Consider the following 25,850-nt stretch of genomic DNA (forward strand, 5'->3'; position numbering starts at 1 on the left):
CCCCTTTCGTGACGAATCCGCACCTCCAGGCTAGAGATCGTGGTAACGGCTGCGGCCCGGAATGCCCGTTCTCGCCTGCCTCGTTGGGGTGCTGCCGTCCCTGCCGCACCAGTGGTTCCGCCGCCGACCCGGCGTCCCTCCGACGGGGGAGGCCGGCCCGTCGCGTGGGGGATCCGGCCGGGACCGGCGGCGGCGAGGCTGGGGACATGACCGGGGAGCGGCACGGAATCGACGTACGGGCACGGCGACGGCGGGGCTGGCCGGGCCGGACCGCGCCGGCCTGGGCACCGTGCGCGGTGCTGCTCTGGGCGATCGGGTACGGGGGGTTGCGGGTCCACTGGGCGTCGGGTGACGCGCCGGAGTTCCCGCCGCTGGGTACCGATCTCTTCCCGGTCGCCGGCTGGGGCGCGGTCGCCCTGGTCGGCGCGGCGGCACCGCTGGCGGTCGCGCTCCATCGGGCGGACCGCTGGCGGTGGCCGCTGGCCGGGGCGGGCTGGGGGGTGAGCGCGGCGCTGGTGACGCTCTGCCCGCTGCTCCTGCTGGACGTCGTCGCCGTGCTCATCCCCGGGCTGGGTCTCACCGTCGACCCGGCCGGGATCGCCGGCCGGCTCGGCTGTCTGACCGGCGGGGTGCTGCTGGCGGTCGCCACCAACGGGTACCGGCGACGGGTCCGGGGCGACCGCCCGCTCTTCGGCGGCCGCATCGCCGGTACGCCCCGGTGGGCCTTCGCGGCGGCGTATCTGGCGGTGGCCGGGTGCCTGGCCCGGCTCGCCGCGCAGTACGCCGCCGGAACGGCGGAGATCCCGTTCGCCGACGGGCCGGCCGTACTCGCCTTCGAGGTCGGGTTCCTGCTCGCCGGAGTACTGCTGCCGCTGGCTCTGGCGCACTCCTGGGGGCGGGTCTTCCCGCGCTGGGTGCCGCTGCGGGGCGGGCGGCCGGTGCCCCGCTGGCTGCTGCTCGGTCCGGGTTTCGGGCTCGGCCTGCTGCTGGTCGTCTACTTCGGCGTCGGCACCGGGCAGTTGGCGGTGGAGACCGTCACCGGGAGCTGGGATCCGGGCGACGGGACGTACCCGCTCTGGTTCTTCTGGGTCTCGATGCCGGCGTACCTGCTCTGGGGGCTGGGGCTGACGGTGGCGGCGCTGGCGTACTCGCGGCAGACCCGACGGTGACGGCCGACCGACCGTGGATCCGCGGATACCGACGGTGGCTGTCGTAGCCGTGGTGCAGGATCGGCGATGTCCGGCATCCGCCGGCCGTCCGCGTCAGGAGGGGCAGCATGACCAGCGGAAACCCCACACCCGAGATCATCCGGCGATACTTCGAGTACGCCTCACGGCCGGACACCGAGGCGTACCTCGGGCTGTTCGCGGAGGACGCCGTGGTCGAGGACGAGGGGCAGACCTACCACGGCGTCGCCGAGATCCGCCGCTGGCGCGCTGCGGTGCCACTGGTCAGCTACGAGATCACCGACGTCGCGCCGACCCCGGCCGGGACGGTGGTGACCGCCACCATCACCGGCGACTTCCCGGGCAGCCCCTTCGCCGGGCTCCGCTTCCGCTTCGAGGAGTACGACGACACGGCGATCCGGCGGCTCCGCATCGCCCCCTGATCCGGGCTGTGCCTCCTGGCTGTGCCTCCTGCTGGTTAGGCCTCCTCGTGCAGCGCGGACCGGCCCTGCCGGGGCACCCGGCGTACCGCGCCGACCGCCTCGGCGAGGTCGTCCACGGCCCGCCAGACGGCGGGGTCGACCCAGTACCCGGAGTGCCGGGCCGCCGCCGGGGCCGGCTGCCCGTGCACGTACCAGTTGCTGACCGGGTCGGGCAGCTCCACGTCGACCTCGGCCGGTGGCCGTCCGGCGGTGAAGATCCGGCCGCCGATGTAGTCGGTCCGGTAGTAGAAGTTCCGCCAGGCGTGCAGCGCCACCCCGGGAGCGCCGCCGGTCGGGGCGAGCCGGCCCAGCACCCGTTCGCCGAAGTAGGCGGGGAAGGCCCAGCCGTAGAGTGTGGACAGTGGCGAGCCGAAGGTGACCAGGGCGACCACGTCGTCGTCCGGCCGGTTGTCCCGCTGTAGCAGCGCGGCGGCGGCCAGTACGGTGCCCTGGCTGTGCGCGGCCAGCACCACCCGCCCGCCGCTGTCGTGGATCCGCCACAGCCGCTGCTGCAACTCCGGAACGGCCCGCTCGGCGTACGACGGCGGCGCCAGCGGGTGGTAGGCGCGCGGCCAGAAGGTGAGTACGTCCCAGAGCACCCCGATCCGGCGCCGGCTGTGCAGGTCCCGCCAGCCCCGGCGGAGTACCAGGATGATCAGGACGGGGATGCCGGCCGCCAGGTAGCTGCCGAGGGTGAAGGTCCACTGTGTCCCCCAGGGCAGCTTGCCGAAGACCCAGTACCGCACCTGGAGCACGACCAGCAGGACCGTGCCGATCGCCGCGATGGCGGTGAGCAGCTTGTCGACGTCGTGCGGCATCCGGGCGAACCGGCGGGCCCGGGCGATCCGTGCCTCCCAGCCCCGGCCGAGCATCGCCTGCCAGAGCCGGACGGTGCGCTGCCGCCGGCGGGCCTCGTCGGTGAGGGAGCTGCGCTGCCAGCGCGGCTCGGTCTGCGGCCGGGGCGAGTGCTCCCGGTACCACGCCCGGATCCGTTCCCGCTCGGCCCGGTCCGCCCCGGCCCGCCAGTAGCTGACCAGCTCGTAGGCGGCGAAGAGCAGGATCAGCGCCAGCGGGAAGAGGGTCAGGTAGTGGACCAGCCGGCCGAGGACCGGATAGAGATACAACTCGACCTGCTCGGGCGGCGCGTCCGGCAGGTGCACCCGGGTCGACACCTCGGCGGTGACGGCGGCGATCCGGGTCATCAGGCTGATCAGCACCACGTTGAGCGCGAAGACGCTGAGGGTGAGCGCGACGAACGGACCGAAGATCACGAAGGTGCCCCGGCGCCAGCCGCCGGGCAGCACGGCCGCGAGCACCAGCAGCAGGGTGCCGAGTACCCCGCCGAGGGTCAGTCCGGCCACCGCGCGCATGCCGGGCAGGTAGCCGAACGACTGCGGGTACGCCGGCTGCACGGCGGCGAACCAGCCGGCGCAGCAGACCGCCGAACCGGCCGCACCGAGCAGTACCGCCGCGACGGGTGCCGGGCAGCGTTGCGCGGCCACGAAGACCAGCGCACCGACCAGGACGAGTACGGCGAGTGCCAGCGCCACCCGGGCCAGCACCGGGGCGTGTACCGGCGCCCCGGCCAGCCGTGCCGTCTCCCGTACGGTGTGCCCGAGCACAAGCGCGACGAAGGCGAGCCCGGCGGCGATGTGCAGGTAGCCCTGTTCCAGTGCGCCGCGCCGGCCGTCCCAGAAGCCCGGATCGCCCAGCCCGATCCCGCAGCGCGCCGCACCCCGGACCTTCGGCCCCGGTTCGGCGGTCGACGGTCCGGCCGTCGCCCCCTCGGTGCTGGCCGGGCCGGTGGCGGGCGCACCGGGGCTGGCCGCCTCGTAGCGGCTGATCGTGCGTAACGCGAGAACCGCCAGCAGGACCACCATGGCGAGCGGCACCAGGGCGCCGGCCAGGATCCGCCGGGCCGGGTGACCGGCGAGCAGCGGGTCGTGCAGCAGGCGTACCGGCCAGGCGTCGTCGGCGCAGCCGGACTGCCCGCCGCACTGGTAGCCGAGCAGTTCCATCCCGGTCATCGCGGCGACGAGCAGCAGGTTGAGGGTCAGGCCGAGGGCCGCCCAGCGGACCGCGGCCCGGTGCAGCCGGAACAGCGCCGGCCGGCGGTGGGTCTGCGGGCTGCACATCCAGCCGGCCACGTTCGCCAGCGCGAACGGGAAGAGCAGCAGCCAGAGCACCCGGGCGCCGCTGCGTGAGGTCATCCCACCCCAGGAGTACGCCTCGACGTGCCGGCCGGGCAGGTCGGCGGTGCGGTAGAAGCCGGCGATCCGGTCACCGGAGACGTGCTGCGGCGCCGCGTCGGCGAGCAGGTCTTCCGGCGTCGTCCCGCCCACCCCGTGCAACCGGAGTTCGGTGATCCCGGTCAGGTCGGCGGCCGGCGGGACGAGCCCGGACGGACGCGGGATCGGGGACGTGTCGTAGCGCTGCAGCGGCATGGCGTACCACCTGGGTTTCTAGGGTCCGCGGCAGGTGGTGCGCCCGCTCGCCGGCCTGGCCGGCGAACCTCGGGGCACCCGGAACGGGAACGGAACCTGACACCTCAACCGTGCTCCGGTCTGGTCAACGGTTCCGGTCGGTTCCCCGACACGGCACCGTCGCCGACCCGATCGGGTGCAACCGGGATCCCGGTGCCGGGTCGTGGGTCCGCCGCCGGCCGGGCGCTGATGGAGATCAATCATTGCGTACTGGTTTCCGATGGATGACGATTGATGCCCGGGGGGATCTTCCCAAGGAGGCATCTCATGGCGGAAGCAACAGAGGTCCCGGATGTCCACTCCTATCCACTCGGCGCCAGCCGTCCCCCGCTCGCGGTGGCCGACCTGCCCGAGCCCGAAGAGGTCTTCAAGGTCCGCAGGCTCGGCCCCCGCGAGCTGGTCAAGTACGCCCTCGGTCCCAGCCTGATCGCGCTGGGCATCTCGATCGGCAGCGGCGAGTGGCTGCTCGGCCCGCAGGCGGTCGGCCAGTTCGGCTTCGTCGGCGTCGGCTGGGTCATCCTGATCTCGGCGGTGTTGCAGACCTTCTACAACATCGAGTGCTCCCGGTACGTGATGGCCACCGGCGAGGCTCCGGTGGTCGGCTGGGGGCGGGTGCCGCCCGGTTACCTGCTCTGGGTGCCGGTGTCGGTGTTCCTGGTGATCTTCGCGTTCATCGCCGGGGGGTGGGCGGCCTCGGCCGGCCAGGGCATGTACGCGCTGGTGCACGGCGAGGCCCCGCCGGCCGGGGCGGAGGAGCCCCGACTCTGGGCGATCGCGCTGCTGGTGCTGGTCTTCCTGATCGCCGCCGGGGCGAAGCGGATCAGCCGGGCCCTCGAACTCGCCAACTGGGTGATGGTCAGCGTCATCCTGCTCGCCCTGTTGCTGGTGGCGCTCTTCGTGGTGCCCTGGGACATCTGGTGGGAGGGGATCCGGGGCTTCGTCACCCCGGCCGCGCCACCGGAGGGGATCACCGCGACCCAGCTCGGCGGGCTGGCCGGCTTCACCGCACTCGTCTCCGGGCTCAACTGGTATGTGATGGGCCACTACCGGGACAAGGGCTACGGGATGGGCTTCCGCACCGGCTACATCTCGGGGCTGCGCGGCGACCGCCGGGAACTGCTGGCCAACGGGGTCACCTTCCCGGACGACCCGACGAACGCGGCCCGGTGGCGGCGCTGGTACCGGCTGCTGCTTATCGACATGTGGGGGGTCTTCTTCGTCGGCGCGATGCTCGGCATGCTGCTCCCCACCATCCTGATGGCGCAGGCGGTGCAGCTCTCCGGCGAGGCGCCGACCGCGTCCAACGTACCGACCTTCGTGGCCACCGCCCTGGAACCCGACTACGGGCCGCTGATGTTCTACGGCATGCTGCTGATCGGCGTACTGGTGCTGTTCAGCACCCAGCTCGGCATCTTCGAGGGAATGGTGCGGGTCAGCACCGACGCCGCGCACGCGACCAGTCCCCGGCTGCGCCGGCTGCTGGAGGGCGACCCGCGCAAGTTCTACTACCCGTTCATGCTGCTGCTGCTCGTGGTCATCTCGGTGGTGCTGCACCTGGCGGTGCCGGTCAACCTGGTGCAGTGGTCGGCGAACATGTCCAACCTCGGCGCGCTGCTCTATCCGTTCCTGCTGATCTATCTGAACAGCCGGCTGCCCCGACCGGCCCGGCCGCGCCCCTGGCACTACGTACTGCTGGTGCTGAACGTACTGTTCTTCGGCTTCTTCTTCGTCAACTTCATCGCCGACTTCGTCGGTGACCCGCTGATCACGTTCTGAGCCGTCGGCGGAGTTGACCGTCGGGGAGGGACCGGCCGCGTTCGGCGGACGTGCCCTCCCCGAAACCCGTTTACCGCCGAGGTGACATGCGCGTAGCTTGGAGGGCGGCATCTGACGGGGAGGTCGAGATGGTCGCACCGGCCGGTCTGGTCGAGATCACGTCCGAGGCGGAGCTGCGCGAGCTGCTCGGCGAGCCGAAACCCCTGGCGGTGACCAAGGAGCGGGTACGACTGCACGAGATCGACCGCGAGTGGCTCGCCGCCTCGCCGTTCTGCCTGGTGGCCACGGCCGACCCCGCCGGCAACTGCGACGTCTCGCCCAAGGGCGACCCGCCCGGCTTCACCCTGGTGCTCGACGACACCACGATCGCCATTCCGGAACGCCCGGGAAACCGGCGCGCGGACGGTTTCCGCAACATCCTGGCGAACCCGCACGTCGGACTGGTCTATCTGATTCCCGGCCGGGGCGAGACGCTGCGGATCAACGGCCGGGCCCGGCTGGTCCGGGAGGCGCCGTTCTTCGACCAGATGATCGTCAAGGGGCACCGTCCGATCCTGGCGCTGGTGGTCGAGATCGAACAGATCTTCTTCCACTGTGCCAGGGCGTTCATGCGGTCGTTACTGTGGCATCCGGAGAGCTGGCACCCGGAGGCGCTGCCGCCCCAGCCGCAGATCATCAAGCGGGTCCAGCGGACCGAGCAGTCGCTGGAGGAACTGGAGCGCTACTTCGGCCCCGAGTACGCCCGCCAGCTCTACCAGGGCTGACCCGTACCTCCGGCGGACGATCGGTCCCGGGAACGGTACCGGAAGATCCCACCCCGGCGGTCCGGAGCAATTTTCCGCGCTTTTCCCATTCCGTCCGAGTGGGCGAACGATAATTGATCTCGCGGTTCGGATCCTGAAATTGGGATGAATGTCCGGACGGCCCCTCCACAGTGGTCGCCGCGTGTAATGATGGCGGGCCATCACCGCGCTGTTCCGAGTCGCGGCGATCTCGTCTTGTGGGAGCCTCTTCGTGCAGCTACTCCTGGCCTACGCATTCGATCGCGACGAGGCGGCGGCCGATCTGCCGTCCAGAATCGACCGGATGACCGGCCACTACGCGACGATCTGGCCCGAGGGAACGCGCCGCTGCGGCATGGACGTCGGTCGGCTCGGGCTGCACATCTGGGACGTGGCGCCGTCACCGTGGCGCTGGCCCGCCTGGCAGCAGGAGCCGGACCTGGCGGTCGCCACGCTCTACCTGCCGGTCGACCACCGACGGGTGGTCGGCGGCGTCCCGGCGGAGCGGGCGGCGGTGCCGCTGGCCAGGGCGCTGGCCGACCGTCCGCGCTCCGTGCTGGAGCTGGCCGCACCGTTCGTGCTGGCGTCACTGGCCCCCGGACAGGGCCGGCTGCGGCTGCACACCGACGCGGTCGGGCTCGGCCGGCTCTACCAACTCCGCTTCCCCGGCGGCTGGGTCTGGTCCAACCGGCCGGCCGCCGCGTGCCGGTTCGCCGGGATACGCGCCGAGCCGGACCGGGACGGCTGGCGCACCTTCGCGGCCACCGGCTGGTTCCAGGGCGACCGGACGCCGTTCAGCAACGTCTTCGCCGTACCGGGCGGGACGACCATCGACTACGACGCGACCGGATCGGCCCCGGTCCGGAGCCGGATCGACGCGCTCGCGACCTGGGCGGCGGACGGCGGCGGCGACGCGCTCTCGGCCGACCGGGTCGACGAGGTGGCGGAGGCGTTGCGCGGTGCGATGCTCGCACTCGACCCGCTCTGGTCGGGCAAGGTGAACATCGGACTCAGCGGCGGCCGCGACTCCCGGCTGTGCGCGGCGGCGGCGCTCACCGCCGGCCTGGAGGTGCAGTTCCACACCAACGCCGCCGAGCCGGGCGAGGCCGACGTCGCGGAACGGCTCGTCGCGGTACTGCCGGGCGAGCTGGCCAGGCGGGTCAGCCACCGGATCGACCGTCCGAAGCCGGGCGGCCCGGCCCAGACCCACGGCCTGGCGATGACCGCCCCGGTACTGCCGAACGTGCTGGCCTGGCACCGGGTGCAGGAGGGACTCCGGCCGGAGAGCTACCTGCCGTCGGCCGCGCCGAGCCGGTTCGTTCCGGCGAGCTACCTCACCGTCAGCGGCGCCGCCGGAGGGATCGCACACGGCCACTACTACCCACCGGACCACGTCGAGATCTCCCGGCTGGCGTACCCGGACCGGCTCGACGCCTTCACCGACCGGCTGGCGGGCCGGGTGGTCCGCAAGTCGGGGCTCTCGGCCGCGGCCCGGGCCACCTCGACGGCACAGCTGCACCGCACCCTGGCGGCGGCGTTCACCGCCGGGCTGAGCGACGCCAAGGTCCTCGACTATTTCCTCGTGTCGGAGCGGGTCCGCCGGTGGGGGACCGCCGCCGACCGGACCGGCACCATCATCCCGTTGCTGGTTCCCGAGTTCGTCCGGGCGGCCTTCGGGATCACCCCGTCGCAGCGGCGCGACAACGCGTTGCACCGGGCGGTCACCGAGCGGCTCATTCCACAGTGGCGGGGCGAGCCGTATTATGCCCGTCCGCCCGGCCTGGTGCCGCCGGTCTACGCGCCACGGCTCGGCACCGCCCCGGACCGGGACCTCATCACCGCGGTGGTGGCCGATCAGGAGTCCTGGGCCGACGCGCACCGGCCGGCCGCCGTCGCCGCCGCCTGGCACCGGCTGGTCGCCGGGCGGGGCGGGCCGGGTGACGAGCGGCTGATGCACCGGGTGCTCTGGCGGGCCGTCTTCGCGGACTATCTCGCCGAGGTGAACGGCGAGCAGAGCGCCGACCGGGTACTGCGGTCGCCGGTGCCGCCACAGTCCGCCCCGTCCCGGATCCTCGCCGGGACAGCGGCCCGGGGGCGGCGCTTCGCGGCCCGGGGACTGCGCCGGGTCGCCCGGGTCGTCGACCCGGTACCGCCCCGGTCGAGCTGACCGACGCGCCGCTCCGTCCGGCGGGGCCGGCAGATCCGCCGGGCCGAGGAGGACGCATCGGCACGCCACCCCGCCGCAACCGCACGGCGGCCCGAAAGCCGTAACCGCACGGCGGCCCGGAAGCCGTAACCGCACGGCGGCCTGGAAGCCGTAACCGCACGGCGGCCCGGAAGCCGTAACCGCACGGCGGCCTGGCGAGCCGTAACCGCACGGCGGCCTGGGGGCCGCGCCGTCCGACCTGGGCCGGTGCGGCCGGGGTCAGCTCAGTTCAGCAGCCGCTCGACCGGGAGCCGCCGGATGGAGGCGTCCAGCACCTGCGCCGTGTGCGCCAGGGCGATCCCGGCGCCTCCGCCGGATCGGGCTGAGGTCGCGCCGCCCACCCGGGGGAGCGCGGCGGTGATCTGCATCAGGCAGCCCGGGTTGGCGGTCACCAGCAGCCGCGCCCCGGTGTCGAGTACGTCCCGGGCCTTGCGCTCGCCGAGCCGGGCCGCCGGCTCCGGGTTGAGGATGTTCCACACCCCGGCCGAGCCGCAGCACAGCTCCGGGTCGGCGATCTCCCGCAACTCCAGCTCGGGGATCGCCCGGAGCAGCTCCCGGGGCTGACTGCGGATCCCCTGGGCGTGCCCCAGATGGCAGGCGTCGTGATAGGCGACGCTGACCGGCAACGGGTGCCGGCGGGCGACCGGGCCGAGTTCGACGAGGAGTTCGGAGAGGTCGCGTACCCGGGCGGCGAACCCGGCGGCCCGCCGCGCGTACGCCGGGTCGTCGGCGAGCAGGTCGCCGTACTCCTTCAGCGACGAGCCGCAGCCGGCCGCGTTGACCACGAAGTAGTCGATGCCGGTGTCGGCGAAGGCGTCGATCAGGTCCCGGGCGAACCGGCGCGCCTCCTCCTCGCGTCCATTGTGCACACTCAACGCGCCGCAGCAGCCCTGCCGGCCGGGATTGAGCACCACCTCGCAGCCCTCGGCGGCCAGCACCCGGGCGGTGGCCGCGTTCACGCCGGGGAAGAAGGCGCTCTGCACGCACCCGGTCAGCATTCCCACCACCGCCCGGCGTCGCCCGTACGCGGGCACCCGGTCCGGGGGCTTGGGTGCCCGGGTCAGCCGGGGAGCCAACGACTCCAGGGCGGCCAGCGTCGGCGCCAGCCGGGGCAGCAGCCCGCTCCCGGCCACCAGGGCGCGCAACCCGCTGGCCTGGTACGCCCGCAGCGGCCCGCGCAGCAACCGCAGCCGCTTCGGGTACGGGAAGAGTGCGAAGACCGCCGCCCGGAGCGCCCGTTCCCGGACCGGCCGGCGGTGCCGGCGCTCCACCTGCTGCCGGGTGCGCTCGATCAGGGTGTCGTAGCGTACCCCCGAGGGGCAGGCCGTGACGCAGGCCATGCAGCCGAGGCAGGCGTCGAAGTGCCCCACCATCGCCTCGCCCAGCGGTTCGCCCTCCAGGCCCTGCCGCATCAGGTGGATCCGCCCCCGGGGCGAGTCCATCTCCTCGCCCCACAACACGTACGTGGGGCAGGTGGGCAGGCAGAATCCACAGTGCACACAGTCGGCGACGAGGTCGGCCGGGGGTGGCCGGTGCGCGTCGAAGGCCGGCTCGCCGGAGGTCGGCCCGAGCAGCCCGAGGACGTCCCGGGGCGCGCTGGCCGGCCGAGTACCGCCGGGCGACGGCGGGCCGGGCGGAAGCGGGTCGGAAGCGAGCGGCTCGGGCGACGGCGGGTCGGATGCGAGCGGCTCGGGCGACGGCGCGCCGGGCGGGAGCGGGTCGGGTGACGGCATCAGATTCCTCCCACGAAGCGTCCGGGCGCGAGCCGCGCGTCGGGATCGAACCGCTGCTTGACCCGGCGCATCAGCTCCAGTCCCTCCACCGGGCCCCAGAGGTCGACCCGGGCCCGGACCGGGTCCGGCGCGGTCAGCACCACGGCGTGTCCGCCGGCCTCGGTGGCCGCGCCGCGCAGCTCCTCGACGACCCGGGCCACCCGCTCCGGTCGGGCCTCCGCCGGCAGTCCGGCGTAGAGCACCCCGGTGCCGGCCGAGCCGCGTACCCCGATCGGCACGTCGTGCCGGTCGGCCGTCGCCCGAGCCGCGGCCAGCAGGTCGGGTACCCCGGAGAGCACCGCCGTGAGCTTGAGCCCGGTGTCGCCGGGCTGCCACGGATACCGCGACCACCAGGGCGGCGGCTCCGTCTCGGGTACCGCTTCGGCGCCGAGCAGCCGGGCGGCGGCCTCGGCCCGGCCGGCCACCCCGGCGGGGGTTCCCTCCAACAGCAGCACCGTCTCGTAACCGCCGTCGGGTGGCGCGTCGACCTCCAGGGCGCTCGGCACCAGTTGGGCCCCGAGCACGGTGCCGAGCAGCCGGCGGACCCGCTCGACGGCGGGCGCCCCGGCGCCGGGCGTGCGGCAGCGGAGGTACGCCCGGGCGGCCGGCACCGGGTGCAGCCGGAACACGCACTCGGTGACCAGGCCGAGGGTGCCGTACGCCCCGGTGACGAGCTTGCCCAGGTCGTAGCCGGCGACGTTCTTCACCACCTTGCCCCCGGCGTGCGCCACCACCCCGTCGGCGCGGACCAGGGTGACCCCGATCAGCAGGTCCCGGACGGTGCCGTAGAGCATCCGGCGCGGCCCGCTGCCGTTCACCGCGACCATCCCGCCGACGCTGGCGCCGCCGCTCGGGTCGTCGAGCCCGAGCTGCTGACCGGCCGGGGCGAGCGCGTCGCGGAGTTCGGTCAGCGGGGTGCCGGCCCGGACCACCACGATCAGGTCACCGGCGGCGTGCTCGACCACGCCGGTGAGCCGACGGGTCTGCACCAGCAGGTCGAGGCTGCGCGGCGGGTTGCCCCAGTCCGACCTGCTGCCGGCGCCCCGGAAGACCACGCTGAGCCCGAGGCCGGCGGCGGCCCGCAGCAGCGCCGCCGCCTGCGCGGTCGATCCGGGCGCCGCGACGATCCGCGCGGGTACCCCGCCGACCGCGTCCGCCGGCCCGGCCGGCCGGACCACCTCGAAGCCCGCGCCGCCGGCAACCGGCTCGTCGTCGACGGCTTCGGCGATCGCGGCCCGGAGCGTGTCCATCTCGCTGGCCGTGGTGTCGAGCTGCTGGGGCATGGGTCAGAACACCTCCGCGAGACCGGCCTCCTGGAGCGGGTGCGCCCCCCTGCGCCGGCCGGGCACCTCGCCGCAGAGCCGGGGAGTGGGGAAGATCTTGCCGGGGTTGGCCAGCGAGCGCGGGTCGAAGGCGCAGCGCAGCAACTGCATGGTGTCCAGGTCGTCGTCGGTGTACATCCGGGGCAGGTACTTCGCCTTGTCCATCCCGACGCCGTGCTCCCCGGTGATCGACCCGCCGTACGTGACGCAGAGGTCGAGGATGGCGCCGGAGAGTTCCTCGGCCCGTTCGGCCTGCCCGTCGACCGCGTCGTCGAAGAGGACCAGCGGATGCAGGTTGCCGTCCCCGGCGTGGAAGACGTTCGCCACCCGGATGCCGCGTTCGGCGGCGAGTTCGCCGATCCGGCGCAGCACCTCCGGCAGGGCGGTACGCGGGATCACCCCGTCCTGCACGATGTAGTCCGGGCTGATCCGGCCGACGGCGGCGAAGGCCGACTTGCGACCCTTCCAGAAGAGTGCCCGCTCGGCGTCGTCGGCGGCGATCCGGATCTCGAACGCGGCGTTGGCCCGGCAGAGCCGCGTCACCTCGGCGAACTGCGCCTCGACCTCGGCGGCCGGGCCGTCCAGCTCGACGATCAGCACCGCGCCCGCACCGGCCGGGTAGCCGCAGTGCACCGCCGCCTCGGCCGCCTCGATGGCGAGCGCGTCCATCATCTCCACCGCCGCCGGCACCACCCCGGCGGCGATGATCGCCGAGGTCGCCGCCCCGGCGGCGTCGGTGCTGGCGAAGGCGGCGAGCAGGGTACGCACCGACTCCGGCAGCCGGACCAGCCGTACGGTGACCTCGGTGGCGATCCCGAGGGTGCCCTCCGAGCCGACGAAGGCGCCGACGAGGTCGTAACCGGGGTTGTCCGGTGCCGCCCCGCCGAGCCGGACGAGGTCGCCGTCCGGGGTGACCACCTGTAGTCCGAGTACGTGGTTCGTGGTGAAGCCGTACTTCAGGCAGTGTGCCCCGCCGGAGTTCTCCGCCACGTTCCCGCCGATCGAGCAGATCTGCTGGCTGGACGGGTCGGGGGCGTAGTAGTAGCCGTACGGGGTGGCGGCCCGGGTGACCGCCAGGTTGATCACGCCCGGCTCGACCACGGCCCGTTCGTCGGCCGGCGACACCTCCCGGATGGCGCGCAGTTGGGAGGTGACGATCAGCACCCCGTCGGCGTGCGGCAGGGCACCGCCGGAGAGCCCGGTGCCGGAGCCCCGGGCCACGAACGGCACCCGCGCGGCCACACAGGCCCGGACCACCTGGGCGCATTCCTGGGCGGTCCGGGGCAGCACCACCAGCGCCGGCACCACGCGATACTGGGCGAGCCCGTCGCACTCGTAGGTCCGCAGCCGGGCCCGGTCGTCGATCACCTGCTGCTCACCGAGGACGGCACGCAGTTCGACGGCCACCCTCTCGATCTCGGCTCGGGCCATCCGTCGACCTCCGGTCTCCGCCCCGGTCAGGGCATCCGTTCGTTTCCGGTCACGGCATCCGCTCGTACGCGGGCAGGGTGAGGAAGTCGACGAACTCGTCCGCCACGGCGACCTCCATGAACAGGGCACGTGCCTCGGCGTACCGGCCGGGGTCGTCGCCGAGCTTGGCGATCTCCTCGTCGGCGATCCGTTCGACCAGCTCCCGGGTGACCCGGGCACCGCCCTCCAGCGTGACGTCGTTGTGCAGCCACTGCCAGACCTGGGAGCGGGAGATCTCGGCGGTCGCCGCGTCCTCCATCAGGTTGAAGATGGCGACCGCTCCCGAGCCGGCCAGCCAGCTCGCCAAATATTGGATGCCGACGCTGATGTCGTTGCGCAGTCCCGCCTCGGTCGGCGCGCCGGGGGTGGCCGCCACGTCGAGCAGGTCGGCGGCGCTGACCCGTACCTCCTCGCGGGTGCGGTCGAGCTGGTGCGGCCGGTCGCCGAGCACCCGGTCGAAGACCTCGCGGCAGATCGGCACCAGGTCGGGGTGGGCGACCCAGGAGCCGTCGAAGCCGTCGTTCGCCTCCCGGGTCTTGTCGTCGCGGACCTTGGCCAGCGCGGTCTCGTTGACCTGCGGGTCGCGCCGGCTGGGGATGAAGGCGGCCATCCCGCCGATGGCGTGCGCGCCGCGCCGGTGACAGGTCCGGACCAGCAGTTCGGTGTACGCCCGCATGAACGGCGCGGTCATCGTCACCGCGTTCCGGTCCGGCAGCAGGAAGTCGGCGCTCCGGGTACGGAACTTCTTGATCACGCTGAACATGTAGTCCCAGCGGCCGGCGTTCAGCCCGGCCGAGTGCTCGCGCAGCTCGTAGAGGATCTCGTCCATCTCGAAGGCGGCCGGGAAGGTCTCGATCAGCACGGTGGCCCGGATCGTGCCGTGCGGGATGCCGAGCCACTCCTGGGCGGCGGCGAAGACGTCGTTCCAGAGCCGCGCCTCCAGGTGGCTCTCCAGTTTGGGCAGGTAGAAGTAGGGGCCGCTGCCGGCGTCGAGCTGCGGCCGGGCGCAGTGGAAGAAGTAGAGGCCGAAGTCGACCAGGCTGCCGGAGGTGCGCTCGCCGTCGACCAGGATGTGCTTCTCCGGCAGGTGCCAGCCGCGCGGCCGGACCACGATGGTGGCCAGCTCGCCGTCGCGCAGCCGGTAGTGCTTCCCCTCCGGGGTGTGCAGTTCCAGCTTGCGGGCGATCGCGTCCCGAAGGTTGAGCTGCCCCTCGATCACGTTCTGCCAGAGCGGGGTGTTGGCGTCCTCGTGGTCGGCGAGCCAGACCTTCGCCCCGGAGTTGAGGGCGTTGATGGTCATCTTGGCGTCGGTCGGCCCGGTGATCTCGACCCGCCGGTCGACCAGCCCGGGTGCCGGCTCGGCGACCCGCCAGTCGCCGGCCCGGATGTCGGCGGTCTCGGGCAGGAAGTCGAGGGTGCCGCCCGCCGCCAGCGCCGCCGCCCGCTCGTCGCGGCGGGCCAGCAGTTCCCGGCGGCGGCCGTCGAACGACCGGTGCAGCCGGGCGACGAAGTCGAGCGCCTCGCCAGTGAGTATCTCCTGGTAGCGGTCGTTCATCGGTCCGGTGACCTGGACGCCCTGCGGCAGCTTCATCGCTGTCCTCCTCCTAGGTGATCCCCGTGATCAGCCTACGGCGCTCCGGGCGTTCCGGCCCGGCCCGACCGCTGCCGGATCACGGGGATCGCGGCGGCGTACCGGCTCAGCGGATCGCGCCGCCGTTGGCCCGGCAGGTGTCCCGGACGTGCCAGAAGTCGCTGAGGTAGTCGTCGTGGATGCCCCGGCCCATCACCCGCAGCATCGCCTCGTCGGCCTGGCGGAGCGCGGAGACGTTGTAGTTGTGGCTGCCGGTGAAGACCCGGGGCACGATGTCGTCGTCGTACGCGCCGTCGATGATCATGTATTTGTTGTGTGTCCGGATGTCCCGGCCCGGCCCGACGTTGTAGTTGCACTGGGTGAGCTGGACGTTGCTGCCGAGCGCGCTCAGCACCCCGGCGTTGGCCTCGTTGTAGACGACGTCGACCCAGCAGCCGGCGTTGCGCAGCGCGGTGAGCTTCTTGGCCACCTCGGGTCGGTTGAACGAGAACATGTTGACCCGTACGTCGGTCTGCCGGCGGGTGCCGTTGTCGTCGTAGGAGCAGGAGGCGACCGAGTCGAGGACGCTGACGATGGTGTCGGTGGCCGGGTCGCTGACCGGCTGCCCGGAGCGCTCCCGCCGGGGGAAGAAGTACGCCCGGTACGTGGTGCCGGTCGGGGTGCCCCAGTAGTAGTTGTTGTTCCCGGCCGAGTTGTAGCGGTACGACCGCAGGTCCGCGAAGTACTGCCGGTACGCCTGGTACGTCGTGGCGTCGCTGAAGGTGAGCCCGTTGTTGTACGCCTCGTTCGCGTCCCACCAGCCGAGGTTCGCCGAGCCCTGGAAGACCACGTTGGACACCGTGGAACCGTTGTTGAGCACGATGCTCGACGCGGTCAGGAACTTGTTGTGGTTGTAGGCGGTGACCGACGAGTCGGTGTAGTCGATCCGCCGGGTGCCGATGCAGCCCCGGTCGGCGCTCGGGAACTTGTCGGCGCAGTGCACGATGTACGACCCGGCGGTGTCGTTGCTGCCGAGCACCGGCAGCAGCCGCTGGTACGGCCGCTGGCTCACCTGCTCGTGGTCGAGGATGATTTTGACCCGGACCCCGCGCCGGTGCGCGTTGAGCAGGCGTCCGGGCAGGTCGGGGGTGGTCTCCGAGTCGGTGACGTCGGTGACGCCGAAGCCGAACCAGGACATCTGGATCTCGCCGCCGGCCGGTACCCGGTCGATGATCCGGGCGAGCTGCATGAAGATCGCGTTCTGCTGGGCGGCCGAGCCGGTCGGCCGGTTGAAGACGGCGTCGTTCATCGTCGGGTCCGGCTCGGCGGCGCTGGCCGGTCCGGCGCCCAGCACCGGGAGCGTGCCGGCGGCGACGATGAAGACGAGTGCCGACCGAGCCGCCAACCGTGGCGAAAATTTACGTATCCGCATGGCTAGATGATGGCACCAGATTGTGACCGACGGAACCTCCGTTCCCGGTACGGATCCGTTGCCCGGCACCGTTGTGCCGAAGATGAGCGGGCGCGACGTGGACGTGGTGGTGATCGGGGCCGGGCAGGCGGGACTCTCCGCCGGCTACTTCCTCGGCCGGAGCGGATTCGCGCCGGAGACCGGCTACGTGCTGCTCGACGGCGGCGCCGGACCGGGCGGCGCCTGGCGGGACCGCTGGCCGACGCTGCGGATGTCCGCCGTACACGGCGTGCACGACCTGCCCGGCCGGCCGCTCGGCGACGTCGACCCGGACCGGCCGGCCGCCGAGGTGGTCGCCGGCTACTTCGCCGCGTACGAGCGGGAGTTCGGCCTTCCGGTGCACCGCCCGGTGAACGTGACCGCGGTGCACGACCGGGACGACGGCCGGCTCGACGTGCACACCGACGCCGGGCGGTGGCGCACCCGGGCACTGGTCAACGCGACCGGCACCTGGCGGCGCCCGTTCTGGCCGTACTACCCCGGCCAGGAATCCTTCGCCGGCCGGCAGTTGCACACCGCCGACTACCGGGGACCGGCCGAGTTCGCCGGCCGCCGGGTGGTGGTGGTCGGCGGCGGCACCTCCGCCCTCCAACTGCTCGACGAGGTCGCCACGGTCGCCGCCGAGACCCGCTGGGTCACCCGCCGGCCGCCGGTGATCCTCGACGGCGAGTACACCCCGGAATGGGGCCGCGCCGCCGTGGCCCGGGTCGACGCCCGGGTCCGCGCCGGGCTGCCGCCGGCCAGCGTCGTCGCGGCCACTGGTCTGGTGTGGACGGAGCAACTGCGCCGGATGCGGGCGCGGGGCCTGCTGCACCGGCTGCCGATGTTCGCCCGGATCACCCCGGACGGCGTCGTCTGGCCCGACGGCAGCAGCTTCGCCGCCGACGTCATCCTCTGGTGCACCGGCTTCCGGGCCGTACTCGACCATCTCGCCCCGCTGAAACTGCGCGGGCCGGGCGGCGGAATCGTGATGGACGGGACGCGGGTGGTCGCCGACGACCGGGTGCACCTGATCGGGTACGGACCGTCGGCGAGCACCATCGGGGCGAACCGGGCCGGCCGCAGCGCCGTACGGGAGATCCGGCAACTGCTCGACCGCGCGTCGACCCCCGCCGGAACACCGCGCTGACCTGCTGAAACGTCCCGCCTGACCGGTGCCGGGGACCCCCTAACACGCCCCGCCGGACGGCTCACCGCATTTGACGAATCGGGTTGGAAGCGGCAACGTAGGGCAAGTACGGCCTGTCGCCCCGGGCTGGGGCTCGGCGCGACGTGCACCGGCCGTACCCAGGCGTCAGCCCGGTCCGCCGCAGGGTGTGGACCAGACGAACGGGCTGGCTACATGACCGATGGCCGCCGCGTCGCAAGGCCCAGTTGGCCGCACGCGGGTGCCCGGGGCACGCCCGCCGGACGGGTGCACGGGCCGAGCTCACGAAAATCCACGAGGAGTCCGCATGCTCACCATGACCGAGAACGCCGTACTCGTGATCCGCGACCTGACCGCGCAGCAGGAGGTGCCGGAGGGCGCCGGCCTGCGCATCGCCAGCGACCTCTCCGCCGGCTCGCTCAACCTCACCCTGGCGGAGAGCCCCGCCCAGGGCGACCAGGTGGTGGACAGCGACGGAGCCCGGGTCTTCCTCGACCCGCAGGCCGCGCAGATCCTCGACGACAAGGCCCTGGACGCCGCCGTCGACGCGCAGGGCGCGGTGCAGTTCGGCTTCGCGGAGCAGGGTCCGACGACCTGACGTCGGCACCGCGACCCACGGGTCGGGCCTCCCGCCGGCTGGGATCGACGGCGGGAGGCCCGGTCCCGGTCCGGTACAGTCCACCCGTGCATCGTTGCTTCCCCATCACCCCGCCCCCGCGCTCCTGAGCGGGGCGACAACCCCAGCGCATCGTGCCGAACCGGCCGATGCGCTGTCCGTTCTCGGGTGATCCTGGGCTCGCCCCGCTTCCGCGACCACTTTCCCTCTCGTCGCAGGAGCGCGAACCCTCATGCACACCTCTTCCGCACCGCTCGTCGCCGTGCGTCGCCGGTCCAATACCGGCCTGTGGTTTCTGGTCATCTCCGGCACGCTCTGGGGCACCGGTGGCATCACCGGCAGCCTGCTGGGTCAGCACACCGGGCTCTCCCCGGTCGCGGTCGCCGGATACCGGCTCGCCGTCGGCGGGACCCTGATCGTCGCCTTCCTCACCCTCACCGGACGTCGCCCGCCGCGCGGTCGGGCGGCCTGGACCCGGGTCGCCGTCTTCGGGGTACTGGCCGCGCTCTACCAGGTCTGTTACTTCGGCGCGGTGTCGCTGACCTCGGTCAGCCTCGCCACCCTGGTCACCATCGGCGCCGCACCGCTGCTGGTGCTCGCCGCCGAGGCGGTCACCGGCCGGCGGCGGGTCGACCGGGAGACCGCCGCCACCTGCGGGCTCGCGGTGGCCGGGCTGGTGCTGCTGGTCGGGCTGCCGGCCGGTGGCTTCGGGGCACTCGCGGTCCTCTCCAGCGCGCTGCTCGCGCTGGTCTCCGCCGCCGGGTTCGCCGCGATCACCCTGGTCGGCGCCAGGCCGGTACCGGGACTCGACGAACTCGCCGGCACCGGGTACGGCTTCACCCTCGGCGGGCTGCTGGTGGCACCACTGGCCGCCGGCACGGTGGGGCTCGGCTTCCAGCCCGGTCCCGCCGCCCTCGGACTGCTGATCGCGCTGGGCACCGGGCCGACCGCGGTGGCGTACCTGCTCTACTTCCGGGGGCTGCGTACCGTCCGGCCCGGCACCGCGGCCCTGTTGGCACTGCTGGAACCGCTGGTCGGTGCGCTGCTCGCCGCGCTGCTGCTCGGGGACCGGCTCGGCCCGGCCGGGCTGCTCGGCGCGGCGCTGCTCGGCACGGCCGTGGTGCTGGCCGCCCGGTCACCGGTCGCGGCGGCGTAGAGTCGCGGACCGGACGTCCACCGCCCCCGTCCCCGCTCCGGGATCTCGCCGGGCAGGGGACGGGGGAGGGGGACGCCGGATGACCGAGCCGCCGATCGAGCTTCGCCCCGCCACGCCGGCCGACACCGACGCGGTGCTGGAGCTGCACCTGCGCAGCCGTGCCGCGTACCAGCGGGCGGTCCGCCCCGAGACGGAGCTGGCCGCGTCGGCGGCGGTGCTGCGGGGTCGCCGGGACAGCTACTACGCCGCGATGCTCGCCGCGCCGGAGGTCGACGGCTGCTGCGCGGTGCGCGGCGATCGGGTGGTCGGCTTCACCCTCGCCGGTCCGGTCTCGCATCCGGACCCGTCCCCCGGTACGACCGACGAGCTCTACAAGATCCACGTCGATCCCGAGCTGTGGGGTCGGGGGATCGCCGGGCGGCTGCTCGGCCGCTGCGTCGACCGGTGGCGGGCGGCCGGGGTCGTCTCGGCCCGGCTCTTCGTCTGGGACTTCAACGAGCGGGCCCGCCGCTTCTACGCCCGCAACGGCTGGCTGGACGACGGCTGCCGCCGGCCGGACGATCCGCGCATCGGGCCGTACCGGATGCGGGGTTACCGGCTGACGGTGCCGGCACCGCTGAGCGGGGCCGACCCGGTGCGACCCGGCTCCTCCCCGCCCGGGACGGTGCCGGGACGCGGCTGACCGGTGCGGTGCGGGGTCGCGCCCGCCGCAGCGGTGACGCGGGCCGGGCCGGCCAGCCGGACCAACTCCGGCAGCACCTCACCGAGCGGCGCGTCGACGGTCAGCTCGGCGTAGTCGTCGCCCCGGGTCGGTCCCTGGTTGACGATCACCACCGGGATGTCGCGCTTCGCCGCCCGGATCACGAACCGGCGCCCGGACATCACCGTCAGGGAGGAGCCGAGCACCAGCAGCAGCCGGGCCCGCTCGACCAGGTCGAAGCAGGTCCGGACCCGGTCCGGTGGCACGGACTCGCCGAAGAAGACCACGTCCGGCTTGAGCATGCCGCCGGGGCACGCCTGGCAGTCGACGGTCCGGAAGCCCTCGACCAGTTCGTCCGGCAGCTCGACGTCACCGTCGGGGTTGACGGTGTCGGCGCGGGCCGCGAACCGGGGGTTGGCGGCCCGCAGCCGCTGGTCCAGCGTCTCGCGGTCGGTGTTCTCGCCACAGCCCAGGCAGGTCACCCGGGCCAGGCTGCCGTGCAGTTCGACCACGGAGCGGGCCCCGCCCGCCTGGTGCAGGCCGTCGACGTTCTGGGTGAGGATGCCGGCCAGCAGCCCGCGCCGATCGAGTTCGGCGACCGCCCGGTGCCCGGCGTTCGGCGCGGCCCGGGCGATCGTCCGCCAGCCGAGGTGGCTGCGCGCCCAGTACCGGCGCCGGGCCAGCGAGTCGCCGACGAAGGTCTGGTACGTCATCGGGGTGTGCCGGCGCAGCGCCCCGCTCGGCCCCCGGTAGTCCGGGATGCCGGAGTCGGTCGACAGGCCGGCGCCGCTGAGCACCACGACGTCGCCGCCGGCCAGGAGTCGCGCCAGTAGGGCGTAGCGTTCGGCGCTGCGGTTCTGCACCCCTCCATGCTGCCTCGACCGTGCCGCCGCGGCTAACGGGTGCCCCGGACGTGCGGACCGGCGGCGGTGAGGCGGGTCACCGCAGGACGGCGTCGCCGGTGCCGGGGGCGCTGGTGCCGTGTCCGCCGGGCGGGGGCTCGGCCGGCGGAGTGCGGAAGGTGAGCGGCTCCGAGAGCGGACTCATCGTGTAACCCGAGCCGACCAGCGCGGCGGCCCGGACCGCCACGGTGTACTCGGTGTCCGGGGTCAGCGCGACGAAGGTGACGGTGTTGAACGGCATCGAGGAGAAGCCCTGCCACTCGCCGTCCACCAGCCGCTGCATCGAATAGCGGAAGACCGGGCCGGCTGGCCGCGTCCAGGTCAGTGTCGCGCCGGTCGGGGTGACGTCGGTGGCCACGGGTTGGCCGGGCGGCGGCAGCGGGATCAGCGGGTCGGCCTGGGCGGGGGCGGCGGGCAGGGCCAGCAGGGCCAGGGCGAGGGCCAGGGCGAGCAGGGCGGCGTGCAGCAGGGCGGGCAGCTTGCGTCCGGGCATGACGAGAGCCTCTCTGCGGGTACGGCCGCTCACAGCGCCGACAGGGATCGACATTCATCAAACTATGTCGACTCCTCGCCTGTCCAGGGCCGCTGTCCTCGATCGGACAGGCGTACTAAGTGTGGTCATATGTTGACGGAGAGTAATGTCAGGTGCGGGCAGGTACCGCCCTGGGGCCGGGGTCACCACTCGCCGTGGCCACGCCCGCGATCCCTCGTCGACGGGCCGGGAACGGTCCGACCAGCAAGGAGTACCACCATGTCCGAAAGCAGCGAGGCCAAGCACGCCGCGACCGACGAACAGCCCGCCGTCGCCATCGACGAACAACCACCCGCCGAGGGCATCGAGGAGGACGGGATCGGCGTCGCGGCCGTACCCGCCACCCTCGCCGGACTGCCGGCCACCGCCCAGGGCCACTTCGCCGTGGTGAACGCGAACGGCACCCTCGCCCGGGGCTTCGGTGCCGTCTCGTCCACCCGGCTCGCGGTCGGCCAGTACCAGGTGGTCTTCATCCAGAACGTGGCCTCCTCGGCCTTCACCGCCACCATCGGGCTGACCGGCAGCGTCGGCGCGTCACCGCCCGGCGAGATCGCCGTGGTCGGTCGGGCCGGCATCCCGGCCGGGGTCTTCGTGCAGACCTGGAACAGCTCCGGCGTGCCCGCCGACCGCGCCTTCCACCTGCACGTCTCCTCCTGAACCGCACATCCTCCTGAACCGCCACACACGGATGCCCGGCCGGCGCGCCACCGGCCGGGCGTCCCGGGCCAGGCGGAAGCGCCTGGCCCCCGGTCCCCGCGGCGCGGCCCGGCGCTGCGGGGACCGGCCCGCCCTGCGACGCACGAGATGCCGCCGGAACAGGATCCGGTCCGGTGGTCGAGTGTGGGGCGCGGTCGAACCGGCGCCGACCACGAGCGCGCGGCGCCGCCGGTGGCACGTGGCGTCGCCGCGCTCTGGCCGTCTCCCGCCCGCGCAGCCCAACGGCGGTACGCCGGCGAGGACCTGGCTCGACCGGTCCGCCTCGTTCGGGGGCGTTCCGGCTACATGTGGGGTTTCCCACCCTCCCCGGAAGCAAACCCGGCGCCCCGGCGGAACTGGTAGGAGTCACCCGGGCGGGTCAGGGACGGCCCCAGCGGCCACAACAGTCCCAGAAAGCCCGGAATCAACGCCCCGCTTCCTGGGTAAGGAAGGGGCCATGGAGCACTTCACTATCGCTACCGTCGCCGAGGAGAGCCCGGACTTCCGCCGGGTGTTGTGGACCGGCAAGCACACCCAGTTGGTCATCATGACGATCGCGCCGGGCGGCGAGATCGGCGAAGAGGTGCACGAGGACATCGACCAGATCCTCACGTTCGTCAGCGGTACCGGAGAGGCCCGGGTCAGCGGCCAGACCCGCAAGGTGACCCAGGGCGACCTGGTGGTCGTACCGGCCGGACGTAAGCACAACTTCGTCAACACCGGCCCGAACCCGCTGGTGCTCTACACCATCTACGGCCCGCCGGAGCACGCCGACCAGGCGGTGCACCACACCAAGGAGGAGGCCGACGCGATGGAGGAGGCCGGCAAGGACGAGCCGCCGACGAGCTGACCGGGGTACGGCCGCCTCACCCGACCGGATCCGCGAGAAGGTCCAGGGTGAGCGCGGCCGTCCAACTGAACGCCGGAGAGCCGATCCCGGCACCGCTGTCCGGGTGGAAGTACTCGTAGTAGCCGGAGCGGCGGGCCAGGTCGAGCAGGCCCCGGCGCAGCGTGTCGGCGAGATCGTCCCGGCGGTGCGTACGCAGCCCGGCCCGGAGCAGCCAGTTGATGTTGAACCAGACCGGGCCGCGCCAGTACCGGAACGGGTCGAAGTCGACGGCGGAGCGGTCGTAGCTGGGTACCGGCATCCGGGGATCGACCCCGAACCGGGCCGACTCCAGCTCGGCCACCAGGCTCGCCACCTGGCCGGCCGGCAACTCCGGCAGGACCAGCGGCAGGAGTCCGTTGACGCACCGGGCCGGACTGTGCCGTCCGGTCCGGACGTCCAGGGCGTGGAACATCCCGGTCTCCGGGACGAAGAGCCGCTCCACCAGGCGTCGGGTGATCGCGGCGCCCCGGTCCCGGTGCAGTGCCGGGTCGGCACCGACCAGCTCGGCGATCCGGACCAGCGCCAGTTCGGCCGCGCCGCGCAGCGCGTTGAAGCCGGGGCACTCGACCAGGAAGGGATGCCGTGCCGCCAGGGCCGCGTCCTGGTAACCGCCCTCCCGGTACGACAGCGCGACGCTCAGGTAGCGGGCGTAGTCGTCGTCGGTGGGGCGGTGGTCGGAGGAGACCACCTGGTTGTCCCGCCGGGCGTACCGGCGCAGCACCTCCACCGCCACCGGTACGGCGGCGAGCGCCTCGTCCCAGGCCGGGCTGTTGTCGAGCCCGGACTCCCACGGGTGCACGATGGCGGCGACCCCGGCACCGCCGACGTCCCGGGCGGTGGCCAGGTATTCCTGCTGGGCGACGAGTCGGGGATAGAGCCAGCGCAGTTCCGCGACGGCCCGCTCGTCCGGCGCGTGCCGGTAGACCTGCCAGGCGCCGAGCGCGTGTACCGGTGGCTGGACAATCCCGCTGGTCGGCCTGGCCGGCTCGACGCCGTTCCCTGCGGCGCCGCCGCCGTGTCCCGGGCCGCCGTCGGGACCGGGCGGGCCGCCGCTCCAGAAACTCGGACCGGGGAAGTAGTCCCGCTCGGTGACCCCCGGGTCGAAGACGATGTGCGGCACCCGCCCGTCCGGCCACTGCGCGGCGAAGAGGCTGCGCAGGTCGCGCCAGGCCCGGTCCGGCGCCACGTGGGCCAGCCCGATGCTGATGAACCCGGCGTCCCAGCTCCACTGGTGCGGATAGAGGGTCCGGGACGGCACCGTGTGGGTGCCGGTCCAGTTGGCGGCCAGGATCGCCGCCGCGCCCCGCCAGGTCTCCGCGTCGGCCGCGTCGAGATGCTCCGGTACGTCAACTGGTTCGCTCGGTCCGGTGGCCCGGACATGCTTCGCGGCGTGGGACATAACCACTCAACGCCTGGTACCGGTACGCCGTCGTTGTCAAATTTCGGTCCACCCCGCCGCCGCCGATCCAGGCGTCCGGTGCGCCGTCGACCTCAGCCCACCACCGGCAGGCTGTCCACGTCGACGGTCTCCGGATATTTCAGTCCCGCGCCGGTGTTCAGCACCACCACCCGCTCGTCGGCGCGGAGCCAGCCGCCGGCCCGCAGTTGCCGGACGGCGGTGAGGCAGGCGGCGCCCTCCGGGCAGAGCAGCAGCCCCTCCCGGGCGCCGAAGTCGTGCAGGTCGGCGAGGATCGCCTCGTCGTCGACGGCGACCGCCGTGCCGGAGGTGTCCCGGAGCGCGTCGAGGATGAGTTCGTCGCCGAGCGGCGCCGGCACGTTGATGCCGAAGGCGATCGTCCAGGCGTCGGCCCACGGCTCGGCCCGGTTGGCACCGGCGCCGAAGGCGCGCACGATCGGGGCGCAGCCGGTGGACTGTACGGCGACCAGCCGGGGCAGGGTCTCGCCGATCCAGCCGAGTTCCCGCATCTCGTGCAGTGCCTTGTGGATGCCGATCAGCCCCACCCCGCCGCCGGTCGGATAGACGATGACGTCCGGCACCTGCCAGCCGAGCTGCTCGACGATCTCGTACCCCATGGTCTTCTTCCCCTCCAGCCGGTACGGCTCCTTGAGGGTGCTCACGTCGAATATCCCGCCGTCCGGTGAGCCGGCCGCCTCGGCGATCAACGCTGCGACGTACCGGCCGGCGTCGCTGATCAGGCCGTCGATGAGGTGCAGCTCGGCACCGGCGGCCACGCACTCCCGGCGGGTGATGGTGGGGGCGCCGAGCGGCATGGCGATGGTGGCCCGCAGCCCGGCCCGGGCGGCGTAGGTGGCCCAGGCGGCACCCGCGTTCCCGTTGGTCGGCATCGCCACGTGCCGGATGCCCAGCTCACGCGCCCGGGACACCCCGACCGCCGCACCACGGGCCTTGAACGAGCCGGTCGGCACCAGCCCCTCGTCCTTGACCAGCAGCTCCGGTACGCCGACCGACTCGCCGTACCGGGGCGCCGGCAGCAGCGGCGTCCAGCCCTCGCCGAAGGTGGTGACGTGTCGGTCCTCGGCGACCGGCAGCAGTTCCCGGTAGCGCCACAGGTCGGCCGGACGCCTCGCCAGCGCGGCCGGGTCGACCGCGCCGCGCACCTCGGCGAGGTCGTACCGGGCCAGCAGCGGTGAGCCGCACGAGCAGAGGTTCTGCGGGCGGTCCGCGGCGTGTTCGGCGTCGCAGCGCGGGCAGTGCAGGTGCGTCAGGTACACGGCGGCCTCCGGTAGCTC

General features: G+C 73.3%; 21 protein-coding genes. 11 read left to right on the forward strand and 10 right to left on the reverse strand.

Translation table 11 applies throughout. The annotated features are described in order from the left end of the window. Positions 1–206: 206 nt before the first annotated feature. Both C6W10_RS12135 and C6W10_RS12140 read left to right on the forward strand, forming a co-directional pair. Positions 207–1,169: a hypothetical protein gene (locus tag C6W10_RS12135; protein ID WP_159104557.1), complete on the forward strand. Its 963-nt coding sequence runs from the start codon at positions 207–209 to the stop codon at positions 1,167–1,169. 107 nt (positions 1,170–1,276) lie between these two features. Next, positions 1,277–1,609 carry a nuclear transport factor 2 family protein gene (locus C6W10_RS12140; RefSeq protein WP_107258155.1) on the forward strand — a complete coding sequence of 111 codons (333 nt, stop codon included), beginning with the start codon at positions 1,277–1,279 and terminating at the stop codon, positions 1,607–1,609. A gap of 35 nt (positions 1,610–1,644) precedes the next feature. Here the strand turns inward: C6W10_RS12140 and C6W10_RS12145 are convergent, their stop codons facing one another. After that, positions 1,645–4,092, reverse strand: coding sequence for a hypothetical protein (locus tag C6W10_RS12145; protein ID WP_107258156.1), 2,448 nt, complete (start codon positions 4,090–4,092; stop codon positions 1,645–1,647). 306 nt (positions 4,093–4,398) lie between these two features. Between C6W10_RS12145 and C6W10_RS12150 the strand changes: the two genes are divergently transcribed. The 3 genes from C6W10_RS12150 (at position 4,399) to C6W10_RS12160 (ending at position 8,856) form a co-directional block, all read left to right on the forward strand. Beyond that, positions 4,399–5,907 (forward strand): Nramp family divalent metal transporter, encoded by a 1,509-nt coding sequence (locus tag C6W10_RS12150; protein WP_107258157.1) that lies wholly within the window; start codon positions 4,399–4,401, stop codon positions 5,905–5,907. 128 nt (positions 5,908–6,035) lie between these two features. Beyond that, a complete protein-coding gene (locus C6W10_RS12155; protein WP_107258158.1) occupies positions 6,036–6,671 on the forward strand; it encodes a pyridoxamine 5'-phosphate oxidase family protein in 636 nt (211 codons plus the stop codon). A 250-nt stretch (positions 6,672–6,921) separates the two neighbouring features. Beyond that, positions 6,922–8,856, forward strand: coding sequence for a hypothetical protein (locus C6W10_RS12160; RefSeq protein ID WP_107258159.1), 1,935 nt, complete (start codon positions 6,922–6,924; stop codon positions 8,854–8,856). A gap of 263 nt (positions 8,857–9,119) precedes the next feature. Here the strand turns inward: C6W10_RS12160 and C6W10_RS12165 are convergent, their stop codons facing one another. The 5 genes from C6W10_RS12165 to C6W10_RS12185 form a co-directional block, all read right to left on the reverse strand. Continuing rightward, on the reverse strand, positions 9,120–10,628 hold the full coding sequence (locus C6W10_RS12165; protein ID WP_159104558.1) for a (Fe-S)-binding protein: 1,509 nt from the start codon (positions 10,626–10,628) through the stop codon (positions 9,120–9,122). After that, on the reverse strand, positions 10,628–11,950 hold the full coding sequence (locus tag C6W10_RS12170; protein ID WP_234361721.1) for an FAD-binding oxidoreductase: 1,323 nt from the start codon (positions 11,948–11,950) through the stop codon (positions 10,628–10,630). Before C6W10_RS12170 ends, C6W10_RS12165 begins: the two co-directional genes overlap by 1 nt. 3 nt (positions 11,951–11,953) lie before the next feature. After that, a complete protein-coding gene (locus C6W10_RS12175; protein ID WP_107258160.1) occupies positions 11,954–13,420 on the reverse strand; it encodes an FAD-linked oxidase C-terminal domain-containing protein in 1,467 nt (488 codons plus the stop codon). A 49-nt stretch (positions 13,421–13,469) separates the two neighbouring features. Continuing rightward, positions 13,470–15,050 carry a malate synthase A gene (gene aceB / locus C6W10_RS12180; RefSeq protein ID WP_107258161.1) on the reverse strand — a complete coding sequence of 527 codons (1,581 nt, stop codon included), beginning with the start codon at positions 15,048–15,050 and terminating at the stop codon, positions 13,470–13,472. A 106-nt stretch (positions 15,051–15,156) separates the two neighbouring features. Next, positions 15,157–16,461, reverse strand: coding sequence for a phospholipase D-like domain-containing protein (locus C6W10_RS12185; protein WP_234361722.1), 1,305 nt, complete (start codon positions 16,459–16,461; stop codon positions 15,157–15,159). A gap of 82 nt (positions 16,462–16,543) precedes the next feature. Between C6W10_RS12185 and C6W10_RS12190 the strand changes: the two genes are divergently transcribed. The 4 genes from C6W10_RS12190 to C6W10_RS12205 all read left to right on the forward strand — a co-directional run bounded on the left by C6W10_RS12190 (position 16,544) and on the right by C6W10_RS12205 (position 20,101). Further along, positions 16,544–17,629, forward strand: coding sequence for an NAD(P)-binding domain-containing protein (locus C6W10_RS12190; protein ID WP_107263886.1), 1,086 nt, complete (start codon positions 16,544–16,546; stop codon positions 17,627–17,629). A gap of 325 nt (positions 17,630–17,954) precedes the next feature. Then, on the forward strand, positions 17,955–18,245 hold the full coding sequence (locus C6W10_RS12195) for an iron-sulfur cluster assembly accessory protein (protein ID WP_101370005.1): 291 nt from the start codon (positions 17,955–17,957) through the stop codon (positions 18,243–18,245). 250 nt (positions 18,246–18,495) lie between these two features. After that, positions 18,496–19,419, forward strand: coding sequence for a DMT family transporter (locus C6W10_RS12200; RefSeq protein ID WP_107258162.1), 924 nt, complete (start codon positions 18,496–18,498; stop codon positions 19,417–19,419). A gap of 79 nt (positions 19,420–19,498) precedes the next feature. Next, positions 19,499–20,101 (forward strand): GNAT family N-acetyltransferase, encoded by a 603-nt coding sequence (locus C6W10_RS12205; RefSeq protein WP_107258163.1) that lies wholly within the window; start codon positions 19,499–19,501, stop codon positions 20,099–20,101. On the opposite strand, the gene C6W10_RS12210 is transcribed toward C6W10_RS12205, so the two are convergent. Together C6W10_RS12210 and C6W10_RS12215 are read right to left on the reverse strand one after the other, a co-directional pair. Next, on the reverse strand, positions 20,011–20,982 hold the full coding sequence (locus C6W10_RS12210; RefSeq protein ID WP_107258164.1) for an NAD-dependent protein deacetylase: 972 nt from the start codon (positions 20,980–20,982) through the stop codon (positions 20,011–20,013). The two genes, C6W10_RS12205 and C6W10_RS12210, sit on opposite strands and share 91 nt — an antisense overlap. 76 nt (positions 20,983–21,058) lie before the next feature. Beyond that, entirely contained in the window at positions 21,059–21,514 is a 456-nt protein-coding gene (locus tag C6W10_RS12215; RefSeq protein ID WP_159104559.1) for a fibronectin type III domain-containing protein, read from the reverse strand. 258 nt (positions 21,515–21,772) lie between these two features. On the opposite strand from C6W10_RS12215, the gene C6W10_RS12220 reads away from it, so the two are divergent. After that, positions 21,773–22,210, forward strand: a complete 438-nt coding sequence (locus tag C6W10_RS12220; RefSeq protein ID WP_107258166.1) for a hypothetical protein — start codon at positions 21,773–21,775, stop codon at positions 22,208–22,210. A gap of 496 nt (positions 22,211–22,706) precedes the next feature. Then, positions 22,707–23,099 (forward strand): cupin domain-containing protein, encoded by a 393-nt coding sequence (locus C6W10_RS12225; protein ID WP_107258167.1) that lies wholly within the window; start codon positions 22,707–22,709, stop codon positions 23,097–23,099. A 16-nt stretch (positions 23,100–23,115) separates the two neighbouring features. Here C6W10_RS12225 and C6W10_RS12230 read toward each other — a convergent pair whose 3' ends face one another. Next, entirely contained in the window at positions 23,116–24,537 is a 1,422-nt protein-coding gene (locus C6W10_RS12230; protein ID WP_369938680.1) for a hypothetical protein, read from the reverse strand. A gap of 92 nt (positions 24,538–24,629) precedes the next feature. Then, entirely contained in the window at positions 24,630–25,832 is a 1,203-nt protein-coding gene (locus C6W10_RS12235) for a threonine synthase (RefSeq protein WP_107258168.1), read from the reverse strand. Between the last annotated feature and the right edge of the window lie 18 nt (positions 25,833–25,850).

The sequence above is a fragment of the Plantactinospora sp. BB1 genome, from assembly GCF_003030385.1.
Lineage (GTDB): Bacteria > Actinomycetota > Actinomycetes > Mycobacteriales > Micromonosporaceae > Plantactinospora.

What these genes read in the sequence shown, in the direction of transcription:
- C6W10_RS12135 (WP_159104557.1), top strand. Translation starts at nt 207, where the DNA reads ATGACCGGGGAGCGGCACGGAATCGACGTACGGGCACGGCGACGGCGG.
- C6W10_RS12140 (WP_107258155.1), top strand. Translation starts at nt 1,277, where the DNA reads ATGACCAGCGGAAACCCCACACCCGAGATCATCCGGCGATACTTCGAG.
- C6W10_RS12145 (WP_107258156.1), bottom strand. Translation starts at nt 4,092, where the DNA reads ATGCCGCTGCAGCGCTACGACACGTCCCCGATCCCGCGTCCGTCCGGG.
- C6W10_RS12150 (WP_107258157.1), top strand. Translation starts at nt 4,399, where the DNA reads ATGGCGGAAGCAACAGAGGTCCCGGATGTCCACTCCTATCCACTCGGC.
- C6W10_RS12155 (WP_107258158.1), top strand. Translation starts at nt 6,036, where the DNA reads ATGGTCGCACCGGCCGGTCTGGTCGAGATCACGTCCGAGGCGGAGCTG.
- C6W10_RS12165 (WP_159104558.1), bottom strand. Translation starts at nt 10,628, where the DNA reads ATGCCGTCACCCGACCCGCTCCCGCCCGGCGCGCCGTCGCCCGAGCCG.
- C6W10_RS12170 (WP_234361721.1), bottom strand. Translation starts at nt 11,950, where the DNA reads ATGCCCCAGCAGCTCGACACCACGGCCAGCGAGATGGACACGCTCCGG.
- C6W10_RS12175 (WP_107258160.1), bottom strand. Translation starts at nt 13,420, where the DNA reads ATGGCCCGAGCCGAGATCGAGAGGGTGGCCGTCGAACTGCGTGCCGTC.
- aceB (WP_107258161.1), bottom strand. Translation starts at nt 15,050, where the DNA reads ATGAAGCTGCCGCAGGGCGTCCAGGTCACCGGACCGATGAACGACCGC.
- C6W10_RS12185 (WP_234361722.1), bottom strand. Translation starts at nt 16,461, where the DNA reads ATGCGGATACGTAAATTTTCGCCACGGTTGGCGGCTCGGTCGGCACTC.
- C6W10_RS12190 (WP_107263886.1), top strand. Translation starts at nt 16,544, where the DNA reads ATGAGCGGGCGCGACGTGGACGTGGTGGTGATCGGGGCCGGGCAGGCG.
- C6W10_RS12195 (WP_101370005.1), top strand. Translation starts at nt 17,955, where the DNA reads ATGCTCACCATGACCGAGAACGCCGTACTCGTGATCCGCGACCTGACC.
- C6W10_RS12200 (WP_107258162.1), top strand. Translation starts at nt 18,496, where the DNA reads ATGCACACCTCTTCCGCACCGCTCGTCGCCGTGCGTCGCCGGTCCAAT.
- C6W10_RS12205 (WP_107258163.1), top strand. Translation starts at nt 19,499, where the DNA reads ATGACCGAGCCGCCGATCGAGCTTCGCCCCGCCACGCCGGCCGACACC.
- C6W10_RS12215 (WP_159104559.1), bottom strand. Translation starts at nt 21,514, where the DNA reads ATGCCCGGACGCAAGCTGCCCGCCCTGCTGCACGCCGCCCTGCTCGCC.
- C6W10_RS12220 (WP_107258166.1), top strand. Translation starts at nt 21,773, where the DNA reads ATGTCCGAAAGCAGCGAGGCCAAGCACGCCGCGACCGACGAACAGCCC.
- C6W10_RS12225 (WP_107258167.1), top strand. Translation starts at nt 22,707, where the DNA reads ATGGAGCACTTCACTATCGCTACCGTCGCCGAGGAGAGCCCGGACTTC.
- C6W10_RS12230 (WP_369938680.1), bottom strand. Translation starts at nt 24,537, where the DNA reads ATGTCCCACGCCGCGAAGCATGTCCGGGCCACCGGACCGAGCGAACCA.